The 11,426-nt window shown below is 46.9% G+C and carries 9 protein-coding genes; 7 read left to right on the forward strand and 2 right to left on the reverse strand.

Going from position 1 to position 11,426, the window contains the following annotated elements; genetic code table 11:
• Window positions 1–311: 311 nt before the first annotated feature.
• Complete coding sequence (locus ACSQ8P_RS10790) at window positions 312–2,063, forward strand: sensor histidine kinase (RefSeq protein ID WP_436235168.1); 1,752 nt, start codon at window positions 312–314, stop codon at window positions 2,061–2,063.
• A 44-nt stretch (window positions 2,064–2,107) separates the two neighbouring features.
• Window positions 2,108–5,263 carry a glycoside hydrolase family 2 TIM barrel-domain containing protein gene (locus tag ACSQ8P_RS10795; RefSeq protein ID WP_436235169.1) on the forward strand — a complete coding sequence of 1,052 codons (3,156 nt, stop codon included), beginning with the start codon at window positions 2,108–2,110 and terminating at the stop codon, window positions 5,261–5,263.
• Between the two features lie 308 nt (window positions 5,264–5,571).
• On the opposite strand, the gene ACSQ8P_RS10800 is transcribed toward ACSQ8P_RS10795, so the two are convergent.
• Window positions 5,572–6,054, reverse strand: coding sequence for a glycosyltransferase family 8 protein (locus ACSQ8P_RS10800; RefSeq protein WP_436239497.1), 483 nt, complete (start codon window positions 6,052–6,054; stop codon window positions 5,572–5,574).
• An 8-nt stretch (window positions 6,055–6,062) separates the two neighbouring features.
• Between ACSQ8P_RS10800 and ACSQ8P_RS10805 the strand changes: the two genes are divergently transcribed.
• The 5 genes from ACSQ8P_RS10805 to ACSQ8P_RS10825 all read left to right on the forward strand — a co-directional run bounded on the left by ACSQ8P_RS10805 (window position 6,063) and on the right by ACSQ8P_RS10825 (window position 11,037).
• Window positions 6,063–6,227, forward strand: a complete 165-nt coding sequence (locus ACSQ8P_RS10805) for a hypothetical protein (RefSeq protein WP_436235170.1) — start codon at window positions 6,063–6,065, stop codon at window positions 6,225–6,227.
• 426 nt (window positions 6,228–6,653) lie between these two features.
• Window positions 6,654–7,646 carry an ABC transporter permease gene (locus ACSQ8P_RS10810; RefSeq protein WP_436235171.1) on the forward strand — a complete coding sequence of 331 codons (993 nt, stop codon included), beginning with the start codon at window positions 6,654–6,656 and terminating at the stop codon, window positions 7,644–7,646.
• Window positions 7,647–7,665: 19 nt separating this feature from the next.
• On the forward strand, window positions 7,666–8,547 hold the full coding sequence (locus ACSQ8P_RS10815) for a carbohydrate ABC transporter permease (protein ID WP_436235172.1): 882 nt from the start codon (window positions 7,666–7,668) through the stop codon (window positions 8,545–8,547).
• A 120-nt stretch (window positions 8,548–8,667) separates the two neighbouring features.
• A complete protein-coding gene (locus ACSQ8P_RS10820) occupies window positions 8,668–10,230 on the forward strand; it encodes an extracellular solute-binding protein (RefSeq protein ID WP_436235173.1) in 1,563 nt (520 codons plus the stop codon).
• Window positions 10,231–10,386: 156 nt separating this feature from the next.
• Complete coding sequence (locus tag ACSQ8P_RS10825; protein WP_436235174.1) at window positions 10,387–11,037, forward strand: SGNH/GDSL hydrolase family protein; 651 nt, start codon at window positions 10,387–10,389, stop codon at window positions 11,035–11,037.
• A gap of 173 nt (window positions 11,038–11,210) precedes the next feature.
• Here ACSQ8P_RS10825 and ACSQ8P_RS10830 read toward each other — a convergent pair whose 3' ends face one another.
• Window positions 11,211–11,393: a hypothetical protein gene (locus tag ACSQ8P_RS10830; protein WP_436235175.1), complete on the reverse strand. Its 183-nt coding sequence runs from the start codon at window positions 11,391–11,393 to the stop codon at window positions 11,211–11,213.
• Window positions 11,394–11,426: the final 33 nt, after the last annotated feature.

The raw sequence follows: 11,426 nt of genomic DNA on the forward strand, positions 1-11,426 counted from the left end.
AGGAGCGACAGATGATGTTGTGCGTATTTTCAGAAATGGTTTCTTTATGAAAGAGACGGGAGATAGCGTTGCAATTCCGAACCTAATAATTGCGCTTACATACATCTTAAAAATGTTCGTTGATTTTTAAGTTTTCAGCACTATTCATCCCAAGCGCACATCTATACAATATAAGTATATTCTCCTAACGGTAGCACACTTAGGAAGAAAAGGGGATTGATCACTCGCTTAGTCGCCGAAAGGATCTAGAAAAAATTCAAGTATGACAGCGCTTCAATCGAGGCTGCTTGATGCAAAGGAAGGCCGTTGAAATGAAGAAGTTGAGGATCGTAAAGAAAATGGCGCTTGGATACCTGCTGCTCGTGATTTTGCCGATTATTGTGTTCGGCGGTTACTTGTACAATCAGTTCTATATGGATGTCACATCAGAGTATTCGGAAGGAAAGCAGAAGCTGGTCATTCAAGCTGGCGAAGGGTTCCGGTCGAGTCTGAACCAGGTGGAATCGATTCATGCTCTGTTCATGAACAATCAGCAGTTGATCGATTATCTTAGTGGCTATAATTCTTCAGAGCTACAATCTGTATACAATTATCTCAAAGACATTCGACCACTTTTTATTTATGCGCAATCGCACCATAACGAGATTTCATCTATTAAACTGTATAAAACGTTGCATGAGGTCCACTCGGTCAACGGCGAGCTTGAGGACCTGAACCAATTGGATAAGAAGCCGCTAGCATTGCTAAACAATGTTAATGTAGATAAAGGCATCTGGCTGCGTCGCAGCGGAGCCGACACCACCGCGCTTCCGAACTTGAGCTACTACCAACGTGTTTATAATAACAGCTATACGAAGCCGTTGGCTGTGCTGGAGATTATAACAAATGATTCGTTGCTGCGAAATTTCCTCAAGGCGGTCGATGTCAATCAGAACATGCAAGTACTGATTGTGCAAGGCGGCGATACAGTCTACCATAGCGGGGGGATCGGACTGTACGACGAACAGACGGCAAGCTTACTGGCTATGGCCGAAGAAAGCAATCAAGGCTACGCCTATTTGCGCAAGCAGAGGACGCTTGTGAACACGTTGTCGATCCCTGAGCTGTCAACGACGTTCTACTTCTTCAGTCAGATGGATGAAGTATTCGTCGACATCCGGATCAAAGTACTCTTTCTCGCACTTTCGTTATTGGGATTACTGGCTGTGCTGACGGGGATCTATTACGCGACGGCTTCCTCTCTCGTTAGCAGAATTCTTGGTTTGGCAAAGCATATGCGACATGTGGACGAAAACAAGCTAACCTATTACGAGGTTGGAACGTCTAACGATGAAATCGACTTTCTGACCCGATCATACAATTCGCTTGTCCATCGCATTGACGAACTGTTAAATACGGTTCATAAAGCTGAGCTCATGAAGAAGGAGGCGGACTATCTTGTGCTGCAAGCACAGATCAAGCCTCATTTTCTTTACAATACGCTTGAATCGATTCGTATGCTGGCAGAGATCAATAACGATCAGGAAGTGGTCAATGCGATATATACGTTTGGCCGTCTGCTTCGATATACGCTGAATTCGGGAGATAACGAGACGATGCTGAAGCACGAAATCGATAATGTTCAGCATTATTTCGATATGCATAAGCTGCGCATGTTGGATCGGCTGCGCTTCTCAATCCAGGTATTGACGAATATCGACGATATTCGCTGTCCGCGTTTTATTTTGCAGCCAATCGTGGAAAATTGCATTCAGCACGGCATCGGGCGCATTCGCAAGTGCGGGGAGATCGATATCGTCGTTAGACGAGAATACTCTGAGCTCCTTATAAGTGTCTCCGACAATGGGCCCGGCATCTCGGAGGAACGGTTGGATTTGATTCGAGGCGTGCTTGGCAACGAGCTGGATCGACAAGCTCTTCAGAACGAGAATTCCGGTTACGGTTTATACAATGTCAGCGAACGTATTCGTACGTTCTACGGCGGACAAACGTGTATGCTTATTGAAAGTCGCGAAGGAGAAGGCACGACATTTACCTTGAAGCTTTCATTATCTGAGGCATGATGATTGCTGAATAAGCCCGCTTATATGTAAGGAGGAGATATGGAATGGAAAATACTAGGAAAAGCATCGCCAGTTTGCCTGATTTTGAAAATTTAAATATCTTGCAGCTAAACGCAGAGCGTCCGAGGGCTGCATCAATCCCGTTCGCAAATGCACAAGCTGCTTTAGTGGACGATCGAACGGCCTCCCCTTATTATCGCTGTCTGAATGGAGAATGGAAATTTAATTACTCGGAGAATCTGTTTGAAACCCCGGAACGGTTTTATGAACAAACGTTTTCCTGCGAGGCGTGGGATACACTCCCAGTTCCGTCGAATTGGCAGTTACACGGCTATGGCGTGCCCTTATACAGCAGTAGCAAGTATCCGTTTCCGGTTGACCCGCCGTTCATTCCGAAGATGAATCCGACGGGCTGCTATGCTCGGATGTTTATCATCCCTGACAGTTGGATCGACAGATCTGTCATTCTCGCGTTCGACGGTGTGGATGCGGCTTTTCATTTGTGGGTGAACGGCGAGGAAGTCGGCTTCGGTCAAGGCAGCCATAATCGGATGGAATTTGATATTACACCTTATATCCGCTCTGGGGAGAACAAGCTAGCGGTACGCGTCTATCAATGGTCGACAGGCAGCTATCTCGAGGATCAAGATAAATGGCGGCTGAGCGGGATATTTCGGGACGTATATCTGCTATCCGTCCCCATCGTACATATGTTCGACGTCCGCATTCGGACTCGCCTCGACGAGACGTACCGGGAAGGTATGTTGGAGCTTGCCGTCACCTTAATGAATCGATCTGACCGATTGGGAGAGACTTGCGGCATTCATGCGGTTCTGCTCGGATCGGCGCATGAACTTGCCAGCGTAACGCTTGCCGTCGCTGCGCTTGCTCCTCGTGCGCAAGCTGTCGTCCATGCTGAGTTTCCAATAAGCGACCCTGAGCTGTGGTCGGCTGAGCAGCCTGCTCTCTATACGCTCCTGCTGACATTGACCAATGCGGAAGGTAAGGTGGCAGAAGCACATCGCTATACCGTTGGATTTAGGGAAGTGAAAGTGAAGGCCGGACGGCTGCTCGTCAACGACATGCCGGTCATCCTTCGCGGAGTGAACCGTAATGAATTCGATCCAGATCTCGGTCATGTGACGACGATGGAGGCGATGGTTCGTGACATTACGCTGATGAAGCAGCATAACATTAATACCGTCCGTTGCTCTCATTATCCGAACGACGAGCGTTGGCTCGATCTGTGCGATCAATACGGGCTGTACGTCATCGACGAAGCGGATTTGGAGACGCACGGTTGTGTATTTCTCGGAGAGATCAGTCGTTGGATCAACAATCCCGACGAGAAGACTGCTTATGAAAGCCTGTTGGCTGAGGATCCTCAGTGGAGGGATGCATTCATGGATCGGATGGCTCGTCTAGTAGAGCGGGACAAGAACCATCCTTCCGTCATTGTCTGGTCCCTCGGGAATGAGTCGGGCTATGGTGACAATCACGACGCCATGGCTGTGTGGACGAGAGAGGCGGATCCGACGCGTCCGATTCATTACGAACGGGCTAAGGATGCACCGATCGTCGACATCATCAGCTCCATGTATCCTTCGGTAGACATGCTGATCGCCGAGGGGGAGAAGGAGGAGACACGACCTTATCTGATGGTTGAATTCGGGCATGCGATGGGCAACGCACTTGGCAATCAGAAGGAATATTGGGACACCGTCTACCGATACCCCCGACTTTGTGGTGGTTTGATTTGGGAGTGGACAGATCTCGCGATTCGCCGCCGTGCAAGCGACGGAAGCCTCCAATACGCCTATGGTGGCGATTTCGGTGATGAGCCTCATAGCGGCAACTTCTGCATCGACGGATTGCTGTTCCCCGACCGCAGCCCCAAGCCCGCTTTAATCGAATTCAAGAAGGCGATCGAACCGGTCACCGTCCATCCGGTGCAACCGGAGCAAGGCGTCTTACAGATAGGCAATCGTTACGATATTGTTTCGTTGAAGCATCTTGCCATCCATTGGTGTGTGTATCGTGACGGCATCCTACTAGAGGAAGGGAAGCTTGCGTCGCTGGATATTCCGGCAGGAGGAGAGGAGCTCGTCACGATTCCTTTCTGCACGCGCCCGACGGATGGACGCAGTGAATATTGGTTGCATATCAGCTTCGTCCTGCGCGATTCCACGGATTGGGCGCAGGCAGGCCACGAGGTGGCGTGGGCGGACGTACCGCTGAACAATTCGGCTTGTTCGGAGTCTGCCGCCGATACGGAGGTGTTGGCCGGAGTGTCCGCTGCGGAGTTCGATCGAATCATTCGCATCGACGGCGATGTCTTCACGTTGACGTTCGATAAGCTGAACGGAGAAATAACTGCCTGGGATTATAAAGGCGTATCTTTGCTCGCGCAAGCACCTCGCATCAATTTGTGGCGGGCACTGATCGACAATGACGTCCATCTGGCGAAGCTGTGGCGTAATGCAGGCTATCATGAACTTGACGCCTACGTTCGCAGTGTCGAGTTATGGACGCAAAAGGACGACTCCATCATTCAGATCAAGACGGAGTCCGTGCTCGGCGTAAAAGGCTCCCGGCCACTATTCCAAGTAGAGCAACTATATACGATTTACGGCAACGGGGAAGTGAAGTTGGAGAACCGGCTGGAACCCTTGAAGGAAGGACTGCCGCCTCTTCCCAGAGCCGGTATTCGGTTCACGATGCCGAATCGATTCGATCGCTTCTCATGGTTCGGCCTAGGCCCACATGAATGTTACGCCGACCGCAAAGCCAGCGGGAAGCTTGGCGTGTACGAAGGGACAGTCGATGAGCAATTCGTGCCATATATCAAGCCACAAGAAAGTGGAAGCAAGGCGGACGTGCGCTGGGCCTCTGTCGCGGACGTAGACGGCGTTGGACTGCTTATTGCTGGAGCGGGGATGCCACTCGGGCAAGTTGGTGCAAGCCAATATTCAACCCAGGCTTTGAGCGAAGCCAAGCATCATTCTGATCTGATCCAACTAGGCGAAGTGGAAATCAATGCCGATTGGAGACAATCGGGTCTTGGCAATCATAGCTGCGGCTATGCCCCAACCTTGCCGTCTTATCTGATTGTCCCAGAATCGACGGAATTTACGGTTCGACTGAAGCCATTTTCAGGCAATGAGTCGCAAGCGGACGGGGAATCATTAGTAGAAATATAAAGAGGCAGGTAATGCATAATGGATATCGCCACTTGTTTGACACCATACAAATTGACCAGGGATGAGGAAGGTAACGCATGGGATTCTCGCAATATGGCAGGCACATGGATTTTACGTGACAATGATATCCATTGTCCAGGCTACCACCGACAAAAAGTGACTGTAGTCGTGTGACAGACCATAGGAATAATATAAGTACAGGCGCCAATTACGGAATGGGCTCGCATTTGCTGAAGATTTGCTCTACAATTGCGAGCGTCCGCCCTGCGCTTGTCATAAATCGGATCGGTATCTGACGCAAGGCGGGTCTAGCCCTTGTCGATCGCAGGGGGGATATCCAAACGTAACTTTAACAGATGACCCGTTGTATAGTTCCATTTCGGGTCGAGCTTTAGCCGGCCAGCATACAATATCGCATTCAATGCATCTTGGTCCATATGCCGTATTTTGTCAGGATTATTGTTCAAGTAATCCCATACGAGATTCGTAACGTTTTCTTTTCTCCACCTATCGAGATTTATGAGCAAGACGCCTGCATTAAAATACCCATATTGTTCCGGAATGGACAATACGCTCATCTGATCGTCTCCGAAAGCCCATTCTACGGCCCCCAAATAATAATCGCTAATGTCGATATTCCACAGATCATACATATCTTCCTTGATAATCGTGTCCGGATCCATATAGATTACCTTCTTTACATCCTGACTATCGTCGGCAGCTTCCTGCTGCAGGTAGTTCTCATCACAAATTTGTCTCCTTTCTATGTACTGGAGAGACTGCCGATTTATATGATGATTTGGGGTTTAATTGCTCCGGTACTTTTCTTAGTTCTATGCCGATTGCTTTGGAAGCGCGCGATCAAGAGCTATACAAGCGCAAGCAGCTAGTGCTGGTTCTATTCTTACATTGTACATTTGACCAATACCGGGGAGCGGACGATGACTGGCGGACGGTTGCGTAGGTTGAGACAAAGGCTTGGAAACGGAACGTTCATGATGATTTACGGCGATGGTATCGGCGATATCAACCTAAGAGCGCTACTGGACTTTCACCGATCGCACGGTAAAACCTCCATTAGATTCTGCTGTGCAAAACCATTATTGTAAGCTTGGGCTAAACGCAATGAATTCTGACCAATAATAGGAGAAATGTAACTATATCATACTTTTGAAAGCGTTTTAATTCTGAATATTAAGCAAAAAAATTAATAATACACACTTCACAAAATTGGAAATCGTGAAATTTGATTACGCTTACAAATACCTTAAAAATGATCGCTGTATTTTAAGTTTTCAACACTATTCATGGCAATCTATCGACTATACAATAAAGTCATGTTCTCCAAGCGGCAGCTTGAGTCGGGGGGAGAGAGAGGAGTGAGGATGGTTTGGAGCAGCTAACGAAGGTAGGCACAACGCAGCGGACAAAGCAGCTCACGGTGGCAAAACGATCAATCTGGCATGAAATTGTAAAACAGAAATATGCACATTTGTTCGTTTTAACGGGAATGCTAATTGTCTTCGTCTTCCATTATTTGCCGATGTTCGGCATTTTGATGGCATTTAAAAATTATTCAATAACGACCGGCATTAGTGGGATCTTTACTAGTGAATGGGTAGGGCTCAAATATTTTGATGAATTTGTCCACGCTTACAATTTCAAGCTCATTGTAACGAATACGCTGGCAATCAGTCTTTTGAAATTGGTCTTTACCTTCCCGATGCCAATTTTATTGGCCATTATGTTTAACGAAGTGCGGCACCAGTTCTTTAAGCGGTTCGCACAGACAGTCAGTTACTTTCCTCATTTTATTTCGTGGATCGTTGTTTCCGGGTTGCTCGTAGTCTTCTTGTCGACCAACTCTGGTATTGTAAACGATTTATTGAAGGGATTAGGCATTGTGAAGGATTCGCTTCCTTTCCTGTCGAGTCCGGATTATTTTTGGGGACTAGCTGTCACGACGGCAATGTGGAAAGAGGCAGGCTGGTGGGCGATTATTTTCCTCGCAGCGATCAGCGGTCTTGATCCTACGCTGTATGATGCGGCCGAGATGGATGGAGCTGGTCGACTGCGCCGTATCTGGCATATCACACTGCCGGGTATCCGTGGCACGATTATAGTCGTACTTATTCTGGCAGTCGGAAGCATGCTGGGCGGAGGCCTTGTTGGATCCAACTTTGAGCAATCGTACTTGCTCGGTAATTCGATTAATAATGAACGCTCGGAAATATTGCAAACGTATGCGTTCAAGATGGGCTTAGCGCAAGGACGATATGCTTATGCGACGGCAATCGACTTGATACAATCGGTAATCGCTATCATTCTTGTATTCGGAAGCAATTACCTGTCCAAAAAAGTCACCAAAAACAGCTTGTTCTAACAGCGGAAAGGAGTCAATTATGCATCGCAGAACGATCGAAGATCGCATCGTTGATAGTGTAAATATTACTTTGCTTGTCATCATTGCGTTAGTTACGATGTACCCCTTTTACTATTTAATAATTATTTCGTTCAATAACGGGCTTGACACCTCGCTGGGCGGCATCTATTTTTGGCCAAGGGATTTTACCCTAAACAATTATGAGAAGTTTCTCAGCGATCCGAAGTGGATTAAGTCTTTTGGAGTCTCCGTAATAAGGACTGGTGTCGGAGCGGCCGTCACGATCTTTTTTACGTGTTTGACAGCGTATGGTCTGGCGTATCGTAATCTGGTGTTTAAAAAGTTCTACTTTTCATTTTTTATCATTGCCATGTACACTTCGGGCGGACTTATCCCTTATTACGTTGTACTGCGCAGCATAGGATTACTCAATACATTTTGGGTCTATATTGTTCCAGGTGCAGTGACGATCTTCTTCCTCATTATTGCGGTCTCGTTCTTCCGTGAGATACCTGCGGAGATGGAGGAATCGGCGCGAATAGACGGTGCTTCGGATTTAACTGTTTTTTTGAAAATAATCCTACCGGTCTCCAAACCGCTAATTGCTGCAATGGGATTGTTTATAGGCGTAGGCCAGTGGAACTCATGGATGGATTCGGCCTATTTTGTCAATAAGGATTCATTGAGGCCGTTAACCTACCGAATGATGGAAGTTATCAATCAGGGTATGATTCCAACGGATATGGCTTCTGCAGAGTACGCTGCGACCGTTACTGGTGTGACAACCTTCTCGATCCAGGTGACAGCCATGGTTATCGCGGTTATACCGATCCTTCTCGTATATCCTTTTTTACAAAAGTACTTTGTACAAGGAATTATGATTGGCTCTGTAAAGGGTTAAGCAGCAGTTGTTTGATTATTATGTTTGACGTTGGTGGATCGCGGAATAAAATCGTAAAAGTATAGGTTTAACTCCGTTTCACATATAAACTAAGGGGAAAGATAAAAGGAGGCAAGTTCAATGAGAAAGGTTTTTAAATCGACAGGGTTGATAGCGTTTGCATTGATGATGGTACTTACAGCCTGTACCAGCAACAATAGTGACGCTAGCAAAGAGAGTACCAAACCAGAAGCTGCGAAACCAGAAGCTACCAAAAAAGTGGAAGAACAAAAAATTGTAGAGCTTAAAGTATTCGTTAATATGCCATGGTGGTCGTTGAAAGATTGGAGCGGCAAGGTGCCGGAAGAAATTACAAAGAAAACCGGCGTTAAGCTGAACGTCCAGGTTGCTACGGATGATAAGCAGCTTCCGCTTCTGATCGCTTCAGGCGACTTGCCTGATTTGGTGTATACAGCGACTGATCTGACGCGCATGGCCGTCAGTAATGTATCCTATCCATTAGGTGAGTTGTTCAAGAAGTATGCGCCGGATTTCAATATTAGTAAAGAACGTATTGGTGTCAATACGATGCCTGACGGCAACTTCTATACGATACGCAATGCCTTCTCCACGGAGCAAGAATGGAAAGATAATCCGAAAGCACTACCTGGCGTGAGCGGGATGACATTCCGTCAAGATATTATGGATAAGCTTGGCAACCCAGCACTGAATAATTTGGATGATCTCACCACGGTTCTAGGCAAAGTGAAAGCACAGTATCCAGATATGGTGCCACTCGTGTGGGATAAAGATCAAATAGGTCAAAATCTGCGTGTCAACTTCGGTTTAAAAAAGAGCAAAGGATTCGTGGACATAGACGGCGCTGCGAAATACTACCTGAAAGATAAAAACTATTTGAACTACTACCTGTACATGAACAATCTGTACCGTAAAGGATATATGACTGCTGAGAATTTCACATTTAAGGATGCTCAGCAAGATGATCAATTGGTATTGAACGGTAAAGCCTTTGCTCATGGCGGCGGTAATGCGGATACCACCAACCCTCAATTGGAAAAACTTGGATCCGCATTTAAAATGACGCAAGTGACGAAGCTGCTTAGCGATCAAGCAGGTATTCCGATGGGAGGTTCCGGTTGGGCAGGCATGTATATCACGAAAAAGAACAAAAATCCAGAAGCTTCCATTAAATTCCTGCAGTATATGTACAGTGAAGAAGGACAAAAACTCGGACTTTACGGTATTAAAGGCGAAGATTGGGAATATAACGAAGCCGAGAAATATCCGGTTATGAAATATGATTTCAACAACGCTGAAATTCAAAAGAAAATGGGCGTCGTTTGGTGGGGTCTGATTGGCAGCAGCGGCGTTAACGAAGCACTTCAGCGTTATACTCCGACTTCTCAAATGACGAAATTTGGTCTTGCTGCCAGAGCCGCGCTTAAGTTCAACCCGGCACTGGGTCTGGTTGCGACAGAGCCAGATACAGAAGAACAAGTGATTGAAGCTCAAATCACAAACATGGTTACGACCGAGGAATTGAAAATCTATTTGTCAGCTTCCGAAGCAGACGCCAAAGCGAATTACGAAGCCATGATGAAAAAGGCCGAAGGTATGGGATTGGCGAAGCTGGAAACATGGGCTACAACGAAGTACAAAGAATATCAAAAAAACTTTCAATAGTATTTTGATGTACATGTAACAAAAGTGGATGCTTGCCGATATGGCCGAAATGCGTAAGCACTTCGGCCATTGAGTCGAGCCATTTATTTTTGAATTTCTGTATGTTAGTTATCCAAGGGTTTTTGGAAAAGATCATATGTACTAGGAGAGATAACTATGACAACTAGTAGAAATGTTGTGTTGTTTCAAGGGGATTCTATTACGGACGGCAACCGAGGGCGGACAACCGATCCGAATCATATTCTGGGACACGGCTATGCTTTTATTATCGGGTCCAAGCTGGGCTTCGATATGGCAGAAGAAACGATTGAGTTCGTCAACTGTGGAGTCAGTGGCAATCGTGCCTCTGATCTGTATGCCCGCTGGAATGAAGATTGCATCAGCATTAAGCCCACCCTGCTCAGCATCCTAATCGGAGTAAACGACGCTTGGAGCTCCATAAACGAAGAACCCGTTGGTGCCACCGACTGTTTCGAACGGACGTACCGTATACTTTTGAAAGAGACTCGGGAAGTTCTTCCGGCTACCAAACTGGTCTTGTGCGAACCGTTCATCCTGAGAACCGGAGCAACGTCAGAAAGATGGGACATCTGGAAGAAGACAATGCAGGGTTACCAACAAACCGTACGTGATCTGGCGGAAGAATTCGAAGCTATATTCGTTCCGCTCCAGAAGGCTTTCGAAGAAGCCTGTTCTAGAGCAGATGCATCATACTGGATTTGGGACGGCGTACATCCGACTTCCGCTGGACACCAGCTTTTGGCAAATGAATGGTTATCTGTGGTTCAACAAAAGGGTTTAATTTAGAGGATGAATATCAGAAAAATTTCTAATCGTATCTTGATGTAAGCAGGAGGATCTTTTTTATGAACTACAAGAATCTGCGCGAGAGGTTTGCTTCACCGGAACCGGATTTCGGTCCAGTGCCGTTTTGGTGGTGGAGTGCGGAGGAAGTGACACCGGAACGTATTCGATGGCAATTACAGAAATTTCGCAGCGGAGGCTTGCGCAATATCGGCATCATCAATATTGCGCCGACGGGTCCTCAATACGGAAGCGTTGCCGACGATCCGCCATACTTTAGCGAGCGTTGGTGGTCTATGTTCGAGGTGGCTCTGCGTGAAGCGCAAAGATTGGGTATGCGCATTTTCTTCTACGACCAAATCGGCTTTTCCGGAACCAACTTCCCGGCTCAC

Origin of the sequence: Paenibacillus sp. LjRoot153 (assembly GCF_964253085.1) — a bacterium.
GTDB lineage: Bacteria > Bacillota > Bacilli > Paenibacillales > NBRC-103111 > Paenibacillus_E.

What these genes read in the sequence shown, in the direction of transcription:
- ACSQ8P_RS10820 (WP_436235173.1), top strand. Translation starts at nt 8,668, where the DNA reads ATGAGAAAGGTTTTTAAATCGACAGGGTTGATAGCGTTTGCATTGATG.
- ACSQ8P_RS10825 (WP_436235174.1), top strand. Translation starts at nt 10,387, where the DNA reads ATGACAACTAGTAGAAATGTTGTGTTGTTTCAAGGGGATTCTATTACG.
- ACSQ8P_RS10815 (WP_436235172.1), top strand. Translation starts at nt 7,666, where the DNA reads ATGCATCGCAGAACGATCGAAGATCGCATCGTTGATAGTGTAAATATT.
- ACSQ8P_RS10795 (WP_436235169.1), top strand. Translation starts at nt 2,108, where the DNA reads ATGGAAAATACTAGGAAAAGCATCGCCAGTTTGCCTGATTTTGAAAAT.
- ACSQ8P_RS10790 (WP_436235168.1), top strand. Translation starts at nt 312, where the DNA reads ATGAAGAAGTTGAGGATCGTAAAGAAAATGGCGCTTGGATACCTGCTG.